Here is a 20,687-nt window from a genome sequence, read left to right as displayed (position 1 = left end):
CTTTCGTGCGTAGCGGGAGTTCCCATGCGTCTCTCGAAAGACGACTCCGTGCCGGCCGGGCTGGTCGTCGCCGTGTCGCCGCTGCGATGGCCGTCGGCGCGCGGGGTCGCCGCCGCGGCGCGCGGGGGCGGGCTCGGCGTGCTCGACCTGACGGCCCGGGCGGCCGCGGCCGCGGCCGCGGACGAGCTCGCGCTGCTGGGGGAATGGGGTGTCCCGGCGTTCGGGGTCCGGCTGGCGCGGCCGGTGGACCTGCCCGATGCCGTGACCACGGTGCTGCTGACCGAAGACGCCGTCGGCACGCCGCGGGACTTCCCGGGCCGGCGGGTGCTGGCCGAGGTGACCTCCCGCGCGGCGGCCGTCCGGGCCGTCGCCGCCGGAGCCGACGGCCTGATCGCCCGCGGGCACGAATGCGGCGGCCGGATCGGCGAACTGAGTACTTTCGTGCTGCTGCAGGCCCTGCTCGCCGACGACGGCATCGCCGTCCCGGTGTGGGCGGCGGGCGGCATCGGGCCGCACACCGCCGCGGCCGCCGTCGCGGGTGGCGCGGCCGGCGTCGTCGTCGACACCCAGCTCGCCCTGCTGCCGGAAGCCGAACTGCCGTCGGCCCTCACCACCGCCGTCACCGGTCTCGACGGCTCGGAAACGACCGTCGCCGACGGCGTCCGCGTGCTGGCCCGGCGGGGGATCGAGCCCCTCGAAGCGGGTCAGGACGTCTTCCTCGCCACCCGGTTCCGGGACCGTTGGGGCACGGTGACCGCGGCGGTGCGCGGCCTGGCCGACGCGATCGGCGCGGCCCTGCACCTGCCGGACGCGGTGCTCGGCCCCGGCAGCGCGGGCAGCCGCGCGCTCGGCACGGCGCTGCCGGTCGCCCAGGGCCCGATGACCCGGGTCAGCGACCAGCCCGCGTTCGCGGCCGAGGTCGCCGCGGGCGGCGCGCTGCCGTTCATCGCGCTGGCCTTGTCCGGCCCGGAGCAAACCCGCGACGTGCTGGAACGGACCCGCGCGGCCGTGGGCGACGCGCCGTGGGGCGTCGGTGTCCTCGGCTTCGCCGCCGACGACGTCAAGGCCGCGCAGCTGGCGGTCATCCGCGAACTGCGGCCCACGCACGCGATCATCGCCGGCGGCCGCCCCGCCCAGGCCGCGGCCCTCGAAGACGCCGGCATCGCCACGTTCCTCCACGTGCCGTCGCCGGGACTGCTGAAGCAGTTCCTCGAGGCGGGCGCCCGCAAGTTCGTCTTCGAAGGCTCCGAGTGCGGCGGCCACGTCGGCCCGCGGACCAGCTTCCCGTTGTGGGAGGCCCAGCTCGGCGTGCTCGCCGACTTCCTCGCGGCCACCCCGGCCGCGGCCGCGGAACTGCGGCTGCTGTTCGCCGGCGGCATCCACGACGAACGCTCGGCCGCGATGGTGGCCGCCCTCGCCGCCCCGGTGGCCGCGCGCGGGGCGGCGATCGGGGTGCTGATGGGCACCGCCTACCTCTTCACCCGCGAGGCCGTCGACGCGGGCGCCGTGCTCCCGCTGTTCCAGCGCCGGCTCCTCGAAGCCGAGCAGACCGACCTCCTCGAGACCGCGCCGGGCCACGCCACCCGCTGCGTGCGCAGCCCGTTCACCGAGGAGTACGCCGCGATCAAGGCGGACCTCGCCGAACGCGGTGTGCCGAGCCGCGACGCCTGGGAGCACCTGGAAACGCTCAACGTCGGCCGGCTCCGCCTGGCGAGCAAGGGCATCGAGCGCGTCGGTGCCGAGCTGCGGGACGTCGCCGAAGACCGCCAGCTGGCCGAAGGCATGTTCATGGCGGGCGAGGTCGCCGTGCTGCGCTCGGCCGTCACCACGATCGCCGATCTGCACCACTCGGTGGGCGAAGGCGCGAACGCGTTCCTGCGCGCGCGGGCCGCCGCATTCGGTGTCACCGAGGCCGAACCGCCCGCGCCCGAGCCGCTCGAGATCGCGATCGTCGGCATGGCCGGCATGTTCCCGCAGGCTCCCGACCTGGCCTCCTTCTGGGCGAACGTCCTGGCCGGCGCCGACGCGGTCACCGAGGTACCCCCGCAGCGCTGGGACACCGCCCTGTACTACGACCCCGCGGGCCAAGGCGAGCGGACGCCGTCGCGCTGGGGCGGGTTCCTGCCGGAAATCGGCTTCGACCCGCTGAAGTACGGCATTCCGCCGTCGTCACTGGCCAGCATCGAGCCCGCGCAGCTGCTGGCCCTGGAGGCCGCGCACCGCGCGCTGGCCGACGCGGGCTACGCCGACCGCGCGTTCGACCGGACCCGGACGTCGGTCGTCTTCGGCGCCGAAGCCGGCAGCGACCTGTCGAACGCGATGACCCTGCGCTCGGTGCTGCCGTCCTACTTGGGCGAACTGCCGGCCGAACTGGACGAACGGCTGCCGCGGATCACCGAGGACTCCTTCCCGGGTGTGCTCGCCAACGTGATCGCCGGCCGGATCGCCAACCGGCTCGACCTGGGCGGGGCCAACTACACCGTCGACGCCGCGTGCGCGTCCTCGCTGACCGCGGTCGACGTCGCCTGCAAGGAACTGACCGCGGGCACCAGCGACCTCGTCCTCTGCGGTGGCGCCGACCTGCACAACGGCATCAACGACTACCTCCTGTTCGCTTCGGCGCACGCGCTCTCGCCGACCGGGCGGTCGGCGACGTTCGACAGCGCGGCCGACGGCATCGCGCTCGGCGAAGGCGTCGCGTGCATCGCCCTCAAGCGCCTCGCCGACGCCGAACGCGACGGCGACCGGGTGTACGCCGTGATCAAGGGCGTCGGCGCGGCTTCCGACGGCCGCGCGCTCGGCCTGACCGCGCCCCGGCCCGAGGGCCAGCACACCGCGCTGACCCGCGCCTACCGCAACGCCGGCGTCTCGCCCGCGCGCGTCGGGCTCGTCGAGGCGCACGGCACCGGCACCGTCGTCGGCGACCGGACCGAGCTCGGCACGCTGACGAAGGTGTTCACCGAGGCCGGCGCCGCGCCGGGCGGGTGCACGATCGGCTCGGTGAAGTCGCAGATCGGGCACACCAAGTGCGCCGCGGGCCTGGCCGGGCTGATCAAGGCCGCGCTGGCGGTGCACACCGGCGTCAAACCGCCGACGCTGCACCTTTCGGCACCGAACCCGGCGTGGGATGCCGAGACCAGCCCGTTCGTGTTCCAGTCGGCCGCGCGGCCGTGGACCGCGCCACCGGCCGAGCGGCTCGCCGGGGTGAGCGCGTTCGGCTTCGGCGGCACCAACTTCCACGTGGTGCTGGGCGCGCACGACGGTGTGCCGCCCGCGCAGGCCGCGGACGAGTGGCCCGCCGAGCTGTTCACCTTCACGACGGAGTCGGCGGCGCGGGAGCTGCTGGCCATGGCTTCGGAAGTCTCGTCGCCGTGGCGGCTGCGGGATTTGGCGCTGGCGGCGGCCCAGCGGGCGCACGGACGCCCGGCGCGGCTCGCCGTCGTCGCGTCCACTGTGGACGAGCTGACCGAACTGCTGCGGCAGGCGCTGGCCGGGCACGACGCACGCGGTGTGTTCCGCGCGGACGACGCGGTGGCGGGCGAGGTCGCGGTGCTGTTCCCCGGGCAGGGCAGCCAGCAGCCGGGCATGTTCGCCGAGCTGTTCGTCACCTTCCCCGAGCTGCAGCGGTACCTGCGCCTGGACCCGGCGACGGCCGAGGTCGTCTTCGGCCCGGCGGTGTTCGGGGAGACGGCGCGGCGGGACTCCGTCGAGCGGGTCACCGATACGCGCGTCGCCCAGCCCGCGCTCGGGATGGCCGGGCTGGCCGCGTTCCGGCTGCTGACCCGCGCCGGCGTGCGGCCCGCGATGCTGGGCGGCCACAGCTACGGCGAGCTGACGGCGCTGGCCGCGTCCGGTGCGCTGACGCCGGAAGCCCTGCTCCACGCCAGCCACGCCCGGGCCGGCGCGATCGTCGACGCGGTACCGGCGGACGACCCGGGCGCGATGGCCGCGGTCTCGGCGGGCGCCGCGGAAACGGGGAAGGTCCTCGCCGACGCGGGACTCGGCGCCGTCGTCCTGGCCAACCACAACTCGCCCAAGCAGACGGTGATCTCCGGGCCCACCGCCGACGTCGAGACCGCCGTCGGCCACCTGCGCGCCGCCGGGCTCGGCGCGAAGCGGATCCAGGTCGCGTGCGCCTTCCACAGCTCGCTGGTGGCACCGGCGGGGGAGGCGTTCGGCCGGGCGCTGGACGCGATCGGCGTCGTGCGGCCCGCGGTTCCGGTGTACGGCAACCGGACGGCCGGGCCCTACCCGGCGGACCCGGACGCGATCCGCGGCGAGCTGGCCGCCCAGCTGGGCGCGCCGGTCCGGTTCGTCGAGCAGGTCGAGGCGATGTACGCGGCCGGGGCGCGGGTGTTCGTCGAGGCCGGGCCCGGGGCCGTGCTGGCGAGGCAGGTCGCCGCCATCCTCGGCGACCGGCCGCACCGGACGGTCGGGTTCGAACAGCCGGGCCGCCGCGGCCTGCCGGGCTTCCTCGGCGCGCTGGCGCAGCTGGCGGTGTCCGGGGCGACCATCGAGACGAGCTGGCTGTTCCGCGGCCGCGACGCGGTCGACGCCTTCACCGCGCCCCGTCCGAAGCGTCCGGGGTGGACGGTCGACGGCCACCTGGTCCGCGCGGCGGACGGAACGATCCCGGCCGGCGCCCTGCGCCCGGCGGAACGGGTCTCGTTCGGCGTGGCGGCCGCGGCCCCGCAGGCGGCGACGTCGGAGGCGATGGTCGCCGACTTCCTGCGCACGAGCCGCGAGATGATCGCCGCCCAGCGTGACGTGCTCCTGGGCTTCCTCGGCACCGAGGTTTCGCTGCCGGTTGCGGCCCCGATCCCGGTGCCGGTCATCGAGCCGCCCGTGGTCGTTCCGGTCGCGGCGCCCAGGACGGCCTCGGTGCTGGAGACGGTCGTCGAGGTGATCGGGGAGCGGACGGGCTATCCGGTGGAGATGATCGAGCCGGACCTCGATCTGGAAGCCGACCTGAGCGTGGACTCGATCAAGCGGGCGGAGATCGCGGGCGAGCTGGCGTCCCGCTTGGGGCTCGCCGGTGGGGACGTGGAGGAGTTCGCGAAGGCCCGCACGGCGGCGGCGATCGCCGAGCTGATCGGCGGCGAACGTCCTCCCGAGGAGCCGGCAGCGGCTTCGGTGCTGGAGACCGTGGTGGCGGTGATCGGGGAGCGGACGGGCTATCCGGTGGAGATGATCGAGCCGGACCTCGACCTGGAAGCCGACCTGAGCGTGGACTCGATCAAGCGGGCCGAGATCGCCGGGGAACTGGCCACCCGCCTGAACCTCGACACCGGAGGCGACGTCGAGGAGCTGGCCAAGGCCCGCACGGCGGCCGCGATCGCGGAGCTGATCGACGGCGAGCGTCCGAAGGCCGCCGTGGGTGCGCCGAAGGCCACCTTGGGGCGCTCGGAGCCGGACGGGCCCGCGCCGCTCGTCGTTGCGCCGAAGCGCCTGGTCATGGCCGAAGTCGACCTCGCACCCGCCGAGGCCCCCGACGTCACCGGCCGGAAGTTCCTGCTTCTGGGCCGTGGCCCGCTCGCCGACGCCGTCCAGGCCCACCTCACCGGGCGCGGCGCGTCCGCCGAGATCGCCGACGAGGTCCGTGCCGGGTTCGACGGGGTCCTGTTCCTTCCGGGCGACGCACCGGCGCTGCCCGCCGCCTTCCCGCGGTACCAGGCCGCACTGGCCGCGAATCCCGCCTGGCTGCTGACCGCCGGACCCGGCGAAGGTCTGCGCGGCTTCCACCGCAGCCTCGCCCGCGAATACCCGGACACGTGCACCTGCGTGGTCGAGCTGTCCCCGGCCGAGACGCCCGAGGAACAGGCCGCGGCGTTCGTCCAAGAGCTGTCCACCACGGACCGCGAGCCGGTCGTCGTCCGCGAAGGCCCGGACCGCAAGGGCTTCCGGATGACCGAACAGGACCTCGGCCCGCTCGGCAGCAGCGGCGCGGGCCCGGCGGGGGACGGCGCCGCCGAAGCCGCCGCGATCGGGCTGGACCGCGACTCGGTCGTCCTGCTCGTCGGGGGCGCCAAGGGCATCACCGCCCGGTTCGCCGCGACCCTCGCCGGAACTGCCCGCTGCCGGATCGAACTCCTCGGGCGGACACCGGTTCCGGCGGCGGAAGACGAACACCCCCAGGCGACGACCACCGAGGACCTCCGCGCCGCGCTCATCGCCGCCGGGCTGAAGCGCCCCGCCGAAATCGAACGGACGGTCCGCCGGATCCGGAGCGAACGCGAAGTCCGGCAGACCCTGGCCAAGCTCGAAGCCCTCGGCAGCCCGGTGCGCTACCAGTCGGTCGACATGCTCGACGCCGAAGCCGTGCACCGCGCGGTCAAGGAGATCCACGCCGAGCACGGCCGTCTCGACGGCATCGTCTACGCGGCCGGCGTGATCGAGGACAAGCTCGTCGCCGAGAAGACGCCGGAGTCGTTCGAGCGCGTGTACGGCACCAAGGTCGACGGCGCCCGCACCCTCCTGGAGGCGACCGCCGACCTGCCCGACGAGCCGGCGTTCGTGGTCCTGTTCGGCAGCATCGCCGCCGCACTCGGCAACCGCGGCCAGTCCGACTACGCCGCCGCCAACGACGCCCTCGAGGCGCTCGGCCGCCGGTGGCCCGCCGGGCGGGCGGTGACCGTCCACTGGGGACCGTGGGCGCCGACCGGCGAGCACGACGGCATGGTGACGCCCGAGCTGATGCGCGACTACGCCCGCCGCGGCATCGCGCTGATCGATCCGGAGGAGGGCACCCTCGGCCTGCTGCGCGAGCTGGCGTGGGGCCGCGCCGGCACCGGCGCCGTCGTCCACACCGCGTCCGGGTGGTGACGGACGTGCGAGTCGCCATCGTCGGGATGTCGGTACTGCTCCCGGGCGCTCCCGACCTGGCGAGCTACTGGCGCAACCTGGCCGGCGGCGTCGACGCGATCACCGAGGTGCCCCCCGGGAAGTGGGATCTCGCGCACTACGCGCCGGACGAGCAGCGCCGGGCCGACCGGCTCTACTGCCGGCGCGGCGGGTTCGTCGACGAACTGGCCGAAGTGGACGTCACCGGCTTCGGCATCATGCCGAACTCCGTGCCCGCCACCGAGCCCGACCAGCTGATCGCGCTGCGGGTCGCGGCACAGGCTGTCGCGGACGCGGGTGGCCCGGCCCGCTTGCCCGCCGATCGCGCGAAGGTCGGGGTCGTCCTGGGTCGCGGCGGCTACCTGACCCCCGGGCTGGTCCGTCTCGACCAGCGCGTCCGCACCGCGACCCAGCTCGTCCGGACCCTCGGCGAGCTGCTGCCGGACCTGGACCCGGACCGGCTCGACGCCGTCCGGCAGGCCTTCACCGACCAGCTGGGCCCGGAGGCGCCCGAGTCGGCGATCGGGCTGGTGCCGAACCTGGCCGCGTCGCGGCTGGCCAACCGGCTCGACCTGCGCGGGCCGGCGTACACGGTGGACGCCGCGTGCGCGTCTTCGCTGATCGCCGTCGACCACGCCGTGCGGGAACTGGCCAGCGGCCGGTGCGACGTCGTCCTCGCCGGCGGCGTGCACCACTGCCACGACATCACCTTCTGGAGCGTGTTCACCCAGCTCGGCGCGCTGTCGCCGTCCGAGCGGATCCGGCCGTTCCACCGCGACGCCGACGGCGTGCTGATCGGCGAAGGCACCGGCATCGTCGTCCTGAAGCGCCTCGCCGACGCCCAGCGCGACGGCGACCGCGTCTACGCCGTGATCACCGGCACCGGCGTCGCCTCCGACGGGCGCACCGCGAGCCTGGCCAGCCCCGACTCCGGCGGCCAGGTCCGGGCCGTCCGGCAGGCGTGGGCCGCGGCGGGCCTCGACCCGGCCGCCCCGGACTCGATCGGCCTGCTCGAGGCCCACGGCACCGCCACCCCGGCCGGCGACGCGGCGGAACTCGCCACCCTCGCGGAGGTGTTCGGCACCGCGGGCGCCGCCGTGCTGGGCTCGGTCAAGTCGATGATCGGCCACACGATGCCCGCGGCCGGGATCGCCGGGCTGGTCAAGGCCGCCTTGGCGGTCCACCACGGCGTCCTGCTGCCCACCCTGCACTGCGACGACCCGCACCCGGCGCTGGCCGGCACCCGGTTCTCCACGTTGGCCACCGCCGAGCCGTGGGACGCGCCGGTGCGCCGGGCGGGGGTCAACGCGTTCGGCTTCGGCGGGATCAACGCCCACGTCGTCCTGGAACAGGCGCCGGGCCGCGCGACGCCGGTCGCGGTGCGCGAGCCCGAACGGGTGCTGCGGCTCGCCGCACCCACGCTCGACGCGCTGCGTGAGGCGTTCGACCGGCCCGGCCTGCCGGAAACCGGCGACGGACCGGTCCGGCTCGGCGTCGTCGACCCGACGGAGAAGCGGCTCGCCCTGGCCCGGAAGGTCCTGACGCGGGGCCGGCCCTGGCGTGGCCGCAACGACGTGTGGTTCGCCGACCGTCCCCTGCTCGGCCCGGGCGGCGGCAAGATCGCGTTCCTCTTCCCCGGCCTGGAGTCGGAACTCACGCTCAACTGCGGCGATGTCGCCCGCCACTTCGGCCTGCCCTGGAAGCACGCGGACGTCGAGGTCGGCGACGTCGGCCGGCAGGGCGCCGCGGTGTTCGAACTGGGCCGGCTGCTGCACGCGGCACTCGGCCGGATCGGCGTCACGCCGGACGCCGTCGCCGGGCACAGCCTGGGCGAGTGGACGGCGATGGCCGTGGCCGGCGTCCACGCCGAAGAAGAGGTCGACGCCTTCCTCGCCGGGTTCGACCCGGACGCGCTCGTCGTCCCCGGGCTCGCCTTCGCCGCGGTCGGCGCGCCCGCGCCACGCGTGCTCGAGGAGCTGGCCGGGCGCGCCGACGTCGTCCTCTCCCACGACAACTCCCCGAACCAAGCCATGATCTGCGGCCCGGAAGCGGCGGTCGGCGCGCTCGTGCGGCGGTTCCGGGACGCGGGCGTCGTGGCGCAGGTGCTGCCGTTCCGGTCCGGCTTCCACACCCCGATGCTGCGGCCCTACCTGGGGCCGATCCGCGAAGCGGCCGAGCGCTTCACGCTGCACCCGCCGTCCCTGCCGCTCTGGTCGGCGACCACGGTCTCGGAATACCCGGCGGCCGAGGCCGAGGTCCGGGAACTGTTCGTGCGGCACCTGCTGCGGCCGGTGCGGTTCCGCCCGCTCGTGCAGGCGATGCACGCCGCCGGGTTCCGCGCGTTCGTCCAGGTCGGCGCCGGGCAGCTCGGCTCCCTGGTCGGTGACACCCTGCACGGCGAGGAGCACCTCGTCGTGGCGGCGCACTCGGCGCAGCGCCCCGGCCTCGCGCAGCTGTGCCGGGTCGCGACCGCGCTGTGGGCCGACGGCCTCGACCTCGACCTCGCCCGGCTGCCGGGCGAGCGCGCGGCAACGCCGAAGGCGGTCAAGCTCGACCTCGGCGGCCGCCTGATCTCGCTCGACGAGCAGGTCCGCGCGCGGATCGCGCTGCCGGCCGGCCGCCGGTCCACTGTGGACGATCTGGCGGCGAAGGGCCCGCTCGCCGCGGAGTTCGCCGCCCTGCTGGCCGATACCGCCGAGCTGGCGTCCACGGTGCTCGCCGGGCCGGCCCGCCGCCTCCCGGCACCGCAGGAACTGGACACCACGCTCACGGTGTCGCTCGAGGCGATGCCGTACCTGCTCGACCACTGCTTCTTCAAACAGCCGCCGCAGGCCGACCCGGGCGACCGCTGGCCGGTCGTCCCGGCCACCACGGTGATCGACCACCTGATGCGGTTCGCCGAGCAGGCCGCGCCCGGCCGCCGCGCGGTCGCCGTGCACGACGTCCGGCTCAGCCAGTGGATCACCGCGGTCCCGGCGGTCACCGTGCCGGTGCGCGTCCGGCCGCAGGGCGCCGGCCGGGTGCACGCGGCCATCGCCGGCTACTCGCAGGCCGTCGTGGAACTCGCGCCGGAACACCCGGCCGGTGCGCCGGCGCCGTGGCGGTTCCCGGCGTCGGCCGAGCAGGTCCCCGAGACCACCGCGGCGCAGCTCTACGACGAGCGCTGGATGTTCCACGGCCCGCGGTTCCAGGGCGTCACCGAGCTGACCGCGGTCGGCGAACGGCACGTCCGCGCCGTGCTGACGACACCGGCCGCGCCCGGCGCGCTGCTCGACAACATCGGCCAGGTGCTCGGCTACTGGATCATGTCCCGGCTGCCCGAGCGGACCACCGTCTTCCCGGTCGCCATGCGCGAAATCCGGTTCCACGGCCCGCACCCGGCCCCGGGTGAGCGTCTGGAGTGCCTGGTCCGGATCACCGGGCTGACGGAGGAGTTCCTCGACGCGGACATGCAGCTGGTCCACCACGGGCAGGTCTGGGCCGAGTTCACCGGCTGGCGCGACCGGAGGTTCGACAGCACCCCGCACATCCGGCAGGCCGACCGCACGCCCGAGCGCTCGACGCTGTCGCACGAGCAGCCGGGCGGCTGGGCGCTGGTGCACGAGCAGTGGCCGGACCTGGCGACCCGCGAGCTGATCATGCGCAACTACCTCGCCGGCCCCGAGCGCGACGCCTACGAACGCCATCCTCCGCGCGGGCGGCGGCAGTGGCTGCTCGGCCGGATCGCGGCCAAGGACGCGGTCCGCCAGTTCCTCTGGTCCCGCGGTGAACCCGAGATGTTCCCCGCCGAACTGCGCATCGGCAACGACGAGGCCGGCCGGCCGTTCGCGACCGGCGCCTACGGCCGGGAGCTGCCGCCGGTGACGATTTCCGTGGCGCACCGCGCGGAAGCCGGCGTGGCGATCGCCCGCCACGGGCGCTGCGGCATCGACGTCGAAGCGGTCGTGCCGCGCGCGGAGTCCACTGTGGAGGCCGCGCTCGGAGCGGGCGAGCTGGCGCTGTTCGCGAGCCTGCCCGGCGACCCGGAGCAGTGGTTCGCCCGGTTCTGGACGGCGAAGGAGGCCGTGGCGAAGCTGCGCGGCACCGGCCTGCGCGGCGAACCCCGGGACTTCGAGGTCGTCGCGGCGACCCCGGAAGAACTGACCGTCCGCGTCGCGGGCGGCGAGTACCGCGTGTGCTGCGCCGACATCGAGAACCCCCCTGGTGCGCCGCCGCGCCGCTACGTCGTCGCCTGGACCGAAGAGACGAAGGAGAGTGCCGGATGAGCATCGAGACCACGGCCGCGAACGAGGTGACCGTGCTCGCCCAGCTCGGCGAAATGCTGCGGGAGCTGCTGGAGGAATACGGCCTCGACGACACCGAGATCACCATGGACACGACGTTCCACGACGACCTCGAACTGGAGAGCGTCGACCTCGTGGCGCTGTCCGGGCAGCTGCGCGAGCACTACGGCGACCGCGTCAACTTCGCGACCTTCATCGCCGAGCGCGAACTGGACGAGATCATCGCGCTGACCGTCGGCGAGCTCGTGCGGTACATCGTCGCCTCCCTGCGGGCGACGGCGTGAGCCGGATCCGCGCGGGCGAGCTGGACGTGCACGTCCAGCGGCTCACCCCGGACGTGCCGCTGGACGGCGACGCGCCGATCGTGGTCTGTGTCCACGGCCTGCTCACCGACAGCCTGGCCAGCTACTACTTCACCCTCGGCCCGGACTTCGCCGCGCGCGGGCTCGACGTGCTGATGTACGACCTGCGCGGGCACGGCCGCACGACACGCCCGGCGTCCGGCTACCACCTCGAGCGGTTCGTCGACGACCTCGTCGCGGTCCTCGACGCGTGTGCCATCACCCGCCCGGTGCACGTCGTCGGCAACTCCTTCGGCGCTTCGGTGGCGTTCGGGCTGGCCGCCGCGCGACCCGACCGGGTGGCCAGCGTCGTCGTGCTCGAGGGCGAACCCCCGACCGAAGAGTGGACCCGGCACATGGCCGACGGGCTCGCCGACGCCAAGACCCGGCTGGCGATCGACGAGGTGATCGGCTGGATCGCCGACAACCACGGCGCGCACACCGCCCGGCTGTCCAAGGCGGCCAACAAGATCCTGCAGACCACCACGATCGCCGAGGACATCCCGCGCAGCGCGACGATCGCGGCGGACCTGTCGGCGGTGCGCTGCCCGGTGTTCGCCATCTTCGGCGGTGACTCCGGGCTGTCGGCGCAGGTGCCGCACTTCGAGACGCACCTGGAGCGGTGCCGCTGCGTCGTGCTGCCCGACCAGGGGCACTCGGTGCTGGTCGAACGGACCGCGGAGGTCACCGAGCTGATCTTCGGGTGGGTCCGCGACACCGCGCGCACGCGGACGCGGGTGCGGTAGTGGCCCGGTTCCTCTTCGTCGTCCCGCCCCTGGTCGGGCACGTCAACCCGGCGGTCGGCGTGGCGGCCGAGCTCACCGCGCGCGGTCACGAGGTCGCCTGGGCGGGCCACGACGAACTGCTGTGGCAGCTGGCCGGCCCCGAGGCGCTCGTGTTCTCGTGCCCCGTGCCGCGGGACCTGCCCGTGCGCCCGGCCGAGCTGAAAGGCCCGGCGGCGCTGCGCTTCCTCTGGCAGGACTTCCTCGTTCCCCTCGCCGACGCGATGGCCCCCGGCGTGGCCGCGGCGCTCGAGGCCTTCGAGCCGCACGTCGTGGTGGCCGACCAGCAGGCACTGGCCGGCGGCCTGCTCGCCGAAGCCGCCGGCCTGCCGTGGGTCACGTCGGCGACGACCTCGGCCGAGCTCGTCGACCCCCTGGCCGGGATGCCGAAGGTCGGGGAGTGGGTCGGCTCGCTGCTCGACGGGCTGCGCGCGCGGGTCGCCGGCGGCCGGGGTACGGCGGACCCGCGGTTCTCACCCCACGGCGTCCTGGCCTTCACCACCCGCGAACTGCTCGGCCCGGCCGACCTGCCGCCGTCGGTCCGGCTCGTCGGGCCCGCCCTCGGCGCGCGGCCGTCCACGACGGACTTCCCGTGGGAGTGGCTCGACCCGCTCCGCCCGACGGTGCTGGTCTCCCTCGGCACGGCGAACACCGCCGCGGGCGCCGGATTCCTGGCCGCGACGGCCGAGGCCTTCGCCGGCTCGCCCGCGCGCGCGGTGATCGTCGACCCGGGCGGCGTGCTCGGCGAGGTCCCGCCGAACGTCCTGGTGCGGCCGCAGGTCCCGCAGCTGCCGCTGCTGTCGCGCGTTGACGCGGTGCTGTGCCACGCGGGTCACAACACGGTCTGCGAAACGCTGTGGCACGGCCTGCCGCTGGTGGTGGCCCCGATCCGGGACGACCAGCCGATCGTCGCGGCCCAGGTGGTCGCGGCGGGCGCGGGGATCCGCCTGCGGTTCGGCCGCGCGGACGCACCCCGCATCGCGGCGGCGGTCGAGGAGATCCTCACGGAACCGGCGTACCGGCGCGCGGCCGAGACGGTGGCGGCCTCGTTCCACGCGGCGGGCGGAAGCCCGGCGGCCGCGGGGCACCTGGAACAGCTGGCGCTGGAGAGCTTGGCGCACCTGCGAACCTGAACCCGGACCGCCCGTGCAGGCGTACGCGCAGAACGCCGGTGCACTCGCTTTTCCGTCGCGCGCAGCGGTTTCCGCTGGTCCTGCCGCGCAGCCGGGCCGGTCCCGGGTCACACTGGACGCCATGGGCTTCCTGGACGGGCGGGCCGTCGTGATCACCGGTGCCGGACGCGGGCTGGGCCGGGCGTTCGCCCGGCACGCGGCCGAGAACGGGGCCGCGGTCGTCGTCAACGACGTCGACGCGGAACCGGCCCGCGAGACGGTGGCGGCGATCGCCGCGGACGGCGGGACCGCCGTGGCGAGCGTCGGTTCGGTGGCCGACTCGGCCTACGCCCGGTCGCTGATCAGCCAGTGCCGCACGCAGTTCGGGACGCTGGACGGGCTCGTCAACAACGCCGCGGTCGGCTACCACGCGCCGCCGTGGGAGGACGACGACGCCGAGCGGGCCCGCGCACTGGTCGAGACCAATGTGCTCGGTCCGCTCCACTGTGGCACCGCGGCCGCGAAGGTCATGTGCGCCCAGGGCCGCGGGGTCATCGTCAACGTGACGTCGGGGTCGATGATCGGGCAGCGCCGTGCCGCCGCGTACTCGGCGTCGAAGGGCGCGGTGGCGTCGATGACGTACTCGTGGGCCGGGGACCTGGCGAAGCACGGCGTGCGGGTCAACGCCGTCAGCCCGATCGCGTGGACCCGGCTGATGGCCGCCGACCCGAACGGGAACCGGGACGCGGCGCCACCCGAACGGGTGGCGCCGCTGGTGACCTACCTGCTCAGCGACCTCTCGGCCGGTGTCACCGGGCAGGTGCTGCGGCTCGCCGACGGGCACCTGCACGCCGTCCGGCAGCCGGCCATCATCCGGCCGGTCCTGCACCGGGAGCACTGGACGGTGGAAGAGATCGCCGCGGCCGTCGCCGGCGAGCTCGTCCTCGAATCGCCGCCGCGGGACCGCTGGACCCTTTGAGCGGCGCGGACCACCGGAACGGGTGGCTATCCACAGTGGACCTCGCGCACTAGCTTGGAGGCCGAGCGAGGAGGGCGGAGATGACGGCCACCGCGGAGGTCACCCCCGGCGCCGCGGCGCCGCCCGCCCTGAGCCGCGGCCGGGTCAACGCGGTGTTCGGCGCCGTGCTGCTCGGGATGCTGCTGGCGGCGCTGGACCAGACCATCGTCGGCACGGCGCTGCCCACCATCGTCGGCGACCTCGGCGGTGCCGGGCACCTGTCCTGGGTGGTGACCTCCTACCTGCTGGCCGAGACGATCATGACCGTGGTTGTCGGCAAGCTCGGCGACCTCTTCGGCCGCAAGCTGATGTTCCAGCTGTCGGTGATCGTGTTCGGCGTCGGCTCGTTCTGCGCCGGCTTCGCCGACAGCATGGTCTGGCTGATCGTCTGGCGCGCGGTGCAGGGCTTGGGCGGCGGCGGCTTGATGGTCACCTCGACCGCGCTCATCGCCGACGTCGTCCCGCTGCGCGAGCGCGGCAAGTACCAGGGTGTCCTCGGCTCGGTGTTCGGCGTGGTCACCGTGGCGGGCCCGATGCTCGGCGGGTTCTTCGTCGACCACCTCTCGTGGCGGTGGGCGTTCTACGTCAACATCCCGCTGGTCGTGGTGGTGCTGGTGGTGGCGTCCTCGGCGATGCCGAACGCCCGCGCCGCGGTCAAGCCGGTGATCGACTACCTCGGCATCCTGCTCATCGGCCTGGCCGCGACCGGCCTGACCCTGGTCACCAGCTGGGGCGGCACGCAGTACGCGTGGGGTTCGCCGGTGATCATCGGGATGGCGCTCGGCTCGGTGGTGCTGCTCGCGGCGTTCGTCTTCGTGGAGCTGCGGGCGCAGGAGCCGATGCTGCCGATGCGGCTGTTCCGCAACCCGGTGTTCACCGTCGGCGGGATCATGAGTTTCGTCGTGGGCTTCGCGATGCTCGGCGCGCTGTCCTACCTGCCGACGTACATGCAGTACGTCCAGGGCACGTCCGCGACGACGTCCGGGGTGCGGCTGCTGCCGATGGTGCTGGCGCTGCTCGTCGCGTCGATCACCGCGGGCAACGCGGTGAGCCGCACCGGGCGGTACAAGATCTTCCCCCTGGCCGGCGCGGCGGCCATGACCGCCGGGTTGTACCTGCTGTCCCGGCTGGACACCGACACCGGGTTCTGGGAGGCCTCGGCGTACATGGCCGTGCTGGGGCTCGGCATCGGGCTCGGCATGCAGGTGCTGACCATCGCGGTGCAGAACACCGTCGACTACGCCGACCTCGGCGTCGCGACCTCGGGCGTGACGTTCCTGCGTTCGATCGGCAGCTCGTTCGGTGCGGCGATCTTCGGCACGGTGTACGCGAACCAGCTGACCCCCAAGCTGGCCGCGCTGCCGGTGCCGCCGGGGGTCGATCCGCGGGCGCTGCAGGTGCCCACGGCGTTGCACGCGCTGCCGGAGCCGGTGTCCGCCCCGGTGATCCAGGCGTACAGCGACTCCCTGCACGTCGTGTTCCTCGCGGCGGCCCCGGTCGGCCTGGTGGCGTTCGCGTTGGCGTTCTTCCTCAAGGAGATCCCGTTGCGCGACACGGCCCGCGCGGCCGCCCCCGACCTCGGTGACGGCTTCGCGATGCCGGAGGCCCGCACGGACGACCGCGAGCTGGAACGCGCGGTCGCGACGCTGTTCTTCCGCGAGCGCCGGAAGGTGGCCCCCGCGATCATCGAGCTCGCCGGGGGAGACCTCGACGAGGGCGGGATCTGGTGCCTGCTGCAGGTCCACCTGCGGGAACGCCGTGGTTCGCCGGCCACACTGCGGGCGATCGGCGAGGACTTCGGCGTGCCGGCGCCGGTGCTGGAGCCGGCGTTCAACCGCCTGGAGCTGACCGGCCACCTCCGGTACACACGCGACGGCTGGGAGCTGACTTCCGCGGGCCGCGAGGAGTTCGCAAAGGTGGTCCAGGCCTGGCACGACTGGCTGGCCGACCGCCTCGGCGACTGGGGAACGAACGACCGAGCCGAACTGGACGCGGCCATCGGCCGGGTCGCGGCCCGGCTGATGGACCAGAGCGCCGAGTCGCGCACCTCCGGCCGCCACGCCCTGGCTTGAGGCTCGCCGCGCCGGGGCCTGAGGCCGGCGCGCCATGACTTGACGTTCGCTGCGCCCTAGCCTGAGGCCGGCCGCGCCTTGGCTTGAGGCTCGCCGCGCCTGGGCTTGAGGCCGGCCGCGCCTTGGCTTGAGGCTCGCCGCGCCGGGGCTCGATGTTCGCCGCGCCTTGGCCGGACGGCTCGCCACACCCTCGCCTGAGGGCCGCCGCGCCCTGGCGTGATGCCGCCGCGCCGGTCCGGGCGGGGGCTTGCCTGCGGGCGGGTGCCGGCGCCCCCAAGGCAGCCATCGGTGCAGTTAGCGCAACCAATACCCACTTCGGGCGCTTATGGCGAGCCGTGGTGGGGTCAGCGGCGCCAGAAGTCGTGCGGGGTGCGGCCTCGCCGGAAGCCGCACGACTCGACCAGGGCCGCCGCCTCCGTGAAGCCGTGGCCGACCAGTCCTGGCTCGTGGGCGTCGCTGCCGAACGCCACCGCCTCGCCGCCCACCTCGAACCACCACCGGACCACCTCGCCCGGCAGCGGCACCTTCGTGTTCACCTCCAGCGCGCGGCCGCTCGCCTTCAGGGCCCGCAGCACCGTCCGGAACTCCTCCTCGAAGTCCTCCGCCACGAACGGCGGGCCCTCGGCCGGCCACGATCGCAGCGCGTAGTCGATGTGGGCGAGCACCGCGAAATCCGCCGTCGACTCGACCAGGCCCAGCACTTCGCCGAGGTAGGCACGCAGCAGCTCGCCCGGCGACCGGTCCGACACGACCGTCAGCTCGCGGTGGTGCTCGCCGTCCGGAAGGGAGTGCACCGAGCCGAGCACGCGGTCGAAGTCGTGGGCCGCCAGCAGCGCGTCGGCCTGCGGGCGGTGCCAGTGCGGCTCGCTGAGCTCCACTCCGGACAGGATCCGCAGCCCCGGAAACCGCGAGCGGCACTCCTCGACGCACGCCAAGTACCCCTCGACGTCCAGCTCCGGCGGCTCAAGGACGCCGTCCGGGCGCAGCCGCACCCGGAAGTGGTCCGGCAGCAACGGCCGGATCGGCTCCGGCATCAGCCACGGCGTCAGGTCCGCGTGCTCGGTGAACGCCACCGACGGCAACCCCAGCTCGAGCGCCCGCTCGCACGAGCCGATCATCGAGCCGGTGATCGTGTCCCAGGACCATTCGGTGTGGACGTGACCGTCCGTCGGCAGGCTCACCAGCCCACCGTAACCCGGGTTTTGGGCTACCTTCTGACGCATGGCGCAGAAGTCGGCGGCGGTGGAGCTGGAGGTCGGCCCGCACACCGTGCGGATCTCGAACCCGGACCGGGTCTACTTCCCGGCCCGCGGCGAGACGAAGCTCGACCTGGTCAACTACTACCTCTCGGTGGGCGACGGCATCGTGAACGCCCTGCGCGAACGCCCCTGCATGCTGCACCGCTTCCCGTCCGGCGTGGCGGGGGAGAAGGTGCACCAGAAGCGCGTGCCGAACGGCGCGCCGCCGTGGCTGGAAACCGTCCGGGTGACGTTTCCGCGCTACAACCGGCACGCGGACGAACTGTGTGTCACCGAGCTCGCGCACGTCGCCTGGGCCGTGCAGATGTCCACTGTGGAGTTCCATCCGTGGAATTCCCGCCGGGCCGACACCGAGAAGCCTGATGAGTGGCGGATCGATCTCGACCCGATGCCCGACTGCGGCTATGACCGGGTTCGCCGGGTAGCGCATGTGGCCCACGAGATCCTCGACGAGCTTGGTGCCGTCGGGTGGCCGAAGACGTCCGGGGGGGCGTGGTCTGCACATTTATGTCCGGATCGAACCGCGTTGGGGCTTCGCCGACGTTCGCCGGGCTGCGCTGGCTTTTGCTCACGAGGTTGAACGGCGGGCTCCGGATGACGTCACCACCACCTGGTGGCGGAAGGATCGGGATCCGCGGCTGCTCTTCGTCGACTACAACCAGAATGCTCGCGATCACACGATCGCCAGCGCTTACTCGGTTCGCGGGAATCCTGAAGGTACCGTGTCCACGCCGATCCGGTGGACGGAGATCGATGATGCCGAGCCGGGGGATTTCACCATTGCCACCGTTCCGGCCCGGTTTGCCGAGGTGGGGGACCTTCATGCCGGGATGGATGATGCGGTGTTCTCGCTTGAGCCGCTGCTGGAATGGGCTGATCGGGATGGGGTCGAGGAGCCTCTTGAGCCTGCGTGATGTGTTTGCCTCGGCGCTCGGCGGGTTCTTTCCTGCTGTCCGCAACCCCGAAGCCGCGATTGTGACTACGGCCGGCGGTACCGCGTCAAGGCGGGAAAGCGTGCCTTGACCCGGCACCGCCGGCCGTGTTCTGGCTTCGGATCGGGGTTGCGGGGGGACTGGGCTCCGTCCGGCGTGGCGTGCGGCGCGTTGGCCAGCTGCGGGCCGGGGGTCGTGCGGCGCGTTGGCCGGCTGTGGGCCGTGCGGCGCCTTTGCCGGCGGTTGGCGGGCGGGCCGGTCGACCGTGCGGTCAGTTCAGGCGTTCGATGATCGTTGCGTTGGCCAGGCCGCCCGCCTCGCACATTGTCTGCAAGCCGAAGCGGCCGCCCGTCTGCTCCAGTACCGACAGCAGTGTTGTCGCCAAGCGGGCGCCGCTGCCGCCCAGCGGGTGGCCCAGCGCTATCGCGCCGCCGTTGATGTTGACCTTTGCCGGGTCCGCTCCGATCTCGCGCTGCCAGGCCAGCACGACGCTGGCGAATGCCTCGTTGACCTCGAATGCGTCGATGTCCGCCACGTCGAGTCCGGCGCGTGCCAGGACCTTGCGGGTGGCCGGGATGACGCCCGTCAGCATGAACAGCGGGTCGTCGCCGGCGACCGCGAAGCTGTGGATGCGGGCTCGGGGCTTCAGGCCCAGTGCCGTGGCCGTCTCGGCGCTGGTGATGAGTAGTGCGGCCGCGCCGTCGTTGATCGGCGATGAGTTGCCCGCCGTGATGTGCCAGGCGAGATCCGGGAAGCGCTTCTCCCAGACGTCGGCGCGGAATGCGGGCTTCAAGCCGGCGAGGATCTCCGGCGTGGTGGCGGGCCGGACGGTCTCGTCGGTCGTGATCTCACGCAGCGTGCCGTCGGCGGCGGGCGCCTTCAGCGGGGCCACTTCGCCGGCGAACTTGCCGTCCGCCCACGCCTTTGCGGCGCGCTGGTGGCTTTCGGCGGAGAACTCGTCCAGCTCGGCGCGGGTGAAGCCCCACTTCGCGGCGATGAGCTCCGCGCTGATGCCCTGCGGCACCAGCCCGTCCGGGTAACGCGCGGCGATCTGCGGGCCGAACGGGTCGCGGCCGGCCACCTGGCTGCCCATCGGCACCCGGCTCATCGATTCGACACCGGAGGCGATCACGACGTCGTACGCGCCGGCGATGACGCCCTGCGCGGCGAAGTGGATCGCCTGCTGGCTGCTGCCGCACTGGCGGTCGACGGTCACCGCCGGCACCGACTCCGGCAGCCCGGCGGCGAGCGCGGCCCAGCGCGCGGTGTTCATGCTCTGCTCGCCGATCTGCCCGACCGCGCCGCTGATCACGTCGTCGATCCGGGCCGGGTCGAGGCCGGTGCGCTCGACGAGCGATCGCAGGGCGTGGGCGTGCAGGTCGACCGGGTGCACCCCGGCGAGCGTGCCGTTCGGCTTGCCCTTGCCGATCGGGGTTCGTACCGCGTCGACGATCACCGCGTCCGTCATGGCGTCTGCCTCCTCGCAGATCGGGATGCCTTCGGTATACGCCGGGTCAGTTGGAATCCACAACTCAGCTGTTCGCCACGTCACAGGGGGTTGACGTGCTAGGTTGGATTTTCAACCCCGTGGAGGTGGCATGGTCCGGCGTGGTCGTGAGTGCTCGGTCGCCGAGGCCTTGGAGGTCGTCGGCGAGCGATGGAGCCTCCTCGCGCTGCGCGAGATCATGCTCGGCGAGCGGCGGTTCAACCAGATCGCCGAGAACACCGGCGCCAGCCGGGACATCCTGGCCGCCCGGCTGCGCAAGCTCGTCGACGCGGGCGTGCTCGAGAAGGTCCAGTACGAAGCCCACCCGCCGCGCCACGAGTACCACCCGACCGAAGCCGGCCGCGCGCTCCAGCCGGTCCTGCTCGGGCTGATGGCGTGGGGTGACAAGTACGTCCACCAGGGTGAGCCGCCGACGCTCTGGCGCCACGCCTGCGGCGAGGTGCTGGAACCGGCCACCGTCTGCGCCCACTGCGGTGACCCGGTGAACGCCCCGGGCACCCACGCGATCCGCCTCGGCGCCGTGCACGCCTGACCCCCGTCT

At 73.8% G+C, this 20,687-nt stretch carries 10 protein-coding genes and 1 pseudogene; 9 read left to right on the top strand and 2 right to left on the bottom strand.

Translation table 11 applies throughout. The annotated features are described in order from the left end of the window. Window positions 1-24 precede the first annotated feature (24 nt). The 7 genes from AB0F52_RS15905 (at window position 25) to AB0F52_RS15875 (ending at window position 16,448) form a co-directional block, all read left to right on the top strand. Entirely contained in the window at window positions 25-6,822 is a 6,798-nt protein-coding gene (locus tag AB0F52_RS15905; protein WP_360170444.1) for an SDR family NAD(P)-dependent oxidoreductase, read from the top strand. Next, window positions 6,819-11,105, top strand: a complete 4,287-nt coding sequence (locus tag AB0F52_RS15900; protein ID WP_360170441.1) for a beta-ketoacyl synthase N-terminal-like domain-containing protein — start codon at window positions 6,819-6,821, stop codon at window positions 11,103-11,105. Before AB0F52_RS15905 ends, AB0F52_RS15900 begins: the two co-directional genes overlap by 4 nt. Next, window positions 11,102-11,407 (top strand): phosphopantetheine-binding protein, encoded by a 306-nt coding sequence (locus AB0F52_RS15895; RefSeq protein WP_360170438.1) that lies wholly within the window; start codon window positions 11,102-11,104, stop codon window positions 11,405-11,407. The genes AB0F52_RS15900 and AB0F52_RS15895 overlap by 4 nt, the downstream gene beginning before the upstream one ends. Next, on the top strand, window positions 11,404-12,210 hold the full coding sequence (locus tag AB0F52_RS15890) for an alpha/beta fold hydrolase (protein WP_360170435.1): 807 nt from the start codon (window positions 11,404-11,406) through the stop codon (window positions 12,208-12,210). Before AB0F52_RS15895 ends, AB0F52_RS15890 begins: the two co-directional genes overlap by 4 nt. Continuing rightward, the gene (locus tag AB0F52_RS15885; RefSeq protein ID WP_360170432.1) at window positions 12,210-13,379 is read left to right on the top strand and encodes a glycosyltransferase; all 1,170 of its coding nucleotides are present in this window, start codon (window positions 12,210-12,212) and stop codon (window positions 13,377-13,379) included. The genes AB0F52_RS15890 and AB0F52_RS15885 overlap by 1 nt, the downstream gene beginning before the upstream one ends. Window positions 13,380-13,500: 121 nt before the next feature. Then, complete coding sequence (locus tag AB0F52_RS15880; protein ID WP_360170429.1) at window positions 13,501-14,337, top strand: SDR family oxidoreductase; 837 nt, start codon at window positions 13,501-13,503, stop codon at window positions 14,335-14,337. Between the two features lie 80 nt (window positions 14,338-14,417). After that, window positions 14,418-16,448, top strand: coding sequence for an MDR family MFS transporter (locus tag AB0F52_RS15875; protein ID WP_360170426.1), 2,031 nt, complete (start codon window positions 14,418-14,420; stop codon window positions 16,446-16,448). Between the two features lie 344 nt (window positions 16,449-16,792). On the opposite strand, the gene AB0F52_RS15870 is transcribed toward AB0F52_RS15875, so the two are convergent. Beyond that, window positions 16,793-17,629: a PHP domain-containing protein gene (locus AB0F52_RS15870; RefSeq protein WP_360170423.1), complete on the bottom strand. Its 837-nt coding sequence runs from the start codon at window positions 17,627-17,629 to the stop codon at window positions 16,793-16,795. Window positions 17,630-17,669: 40 nt separating this feature from the next. Here AB0F52_RS15870 and ligD point away from each other — a divergent pair. Then, window positions 17,670-18,621: pseudogene (gene ligD, locus AB0F52_RS15865) on the top strand (non-homologous end-joining DNA ligase). Between the two features lie 289 nt (window positions 18,622-18,910). Here the strand turns inward: ligD and AB0F52_RS15860 are convergent. Then, window positions 18,911-20,107 carry a thiolase family protein gene (locus AB0F52_RS15860; protein WP_360170420.1) on the bottom strand — a complete coding sequence of 399 codons (1,197 nt, stop codon included), beginning with the start codon at window positions 20,105-20,107 and terminating at the stop codon, window positions 18,911-18,913. A 130-nt stretch (window positions 20,108-20,237) separates the two neighbouring features. Here AB0F52_RS15860 and AB0F52_RS15855 point away from each other — a divergent pair, with 130 nt between their 5' ends. Then, window positions 20,238-20,678 carry a helix-turn-helix domain-containing protein gene (locus AB0F52_RS15855; RefSeq protein WP_360170417.1) on the top strand — a complete coding sequence of 147 codons (441 nt, stop codon included), beginning with the start codon at window positions 20,238-20,240 and terminating at the stop codon, window positions 20,676-20,678. Window positions 20,679-20,687: the final 9 nt, after the last annotated feature.

Source organism: Amycolatopsis sp. NPDC024027 (genome assembly GCF_040638975.1).
In the GTDB taxonomy this organism is placed as follows: Bacteria; Actinomycetota; Actinomycetes; order Mycobacteriales; family Pseudonocardiaceae; genus Amycolatopsis.
The sequence above is the reverse complement of the archived record's forward strand: the minus strand, read 5'-3'. Positions and strand labels throughout refer to the sequence as shown.

What these genes read in the sequence shown, in the direction of transcription:
- AB0F52_RS15905 (WP_360170444.1), top strand. Translation starts at nt 25, where the DNA reads ATGCGTCTCTCGAAAGACGACTCCGTGCCGGCCGGGCTGGTCGTCGCC.
- AB0F52_RS15895 (WP_360170438.1), top strand. Translation starts at nt 11,102, where the DNA reads ATGAGCATCGAGACCACGGCCGCGAACGAGGTGACCGTGCTCGCCCAG.
- AB0F52_RS15880 (WP_360170429.1), top strand. Translation starts at nt 13,501, where the DNA reads ATGGGCTTCCTGGACGGGCGGGCCGTCGTGATCACCGGTGCCGGACGC.
- AB0F52_RS15875 (WP_360170426.1), top strand. Translation starts at nt 14,418, where the DNA reads ATGACGGCCACCGCGGAGGTCACCCCCGGCGCCGCGGCGCCGCCCGCC.
- AB0F52_RS15860 (WP_360170420.1), bottom strand. Translation starts at nt 20,107, where the DNA reads ATGACGGACGCGGTGATCGTCGACGCGGTACGAACCCCGATCGGCAAG.
- AB0F52_RS15855 (WP_360170417.1), top strand. Translation starts at nt 20,238, where the DNA reads ATGGTCCGGCGTGGTCGTGAGTGCTCGGTCGCCGAGGCCTTGGAGGTC.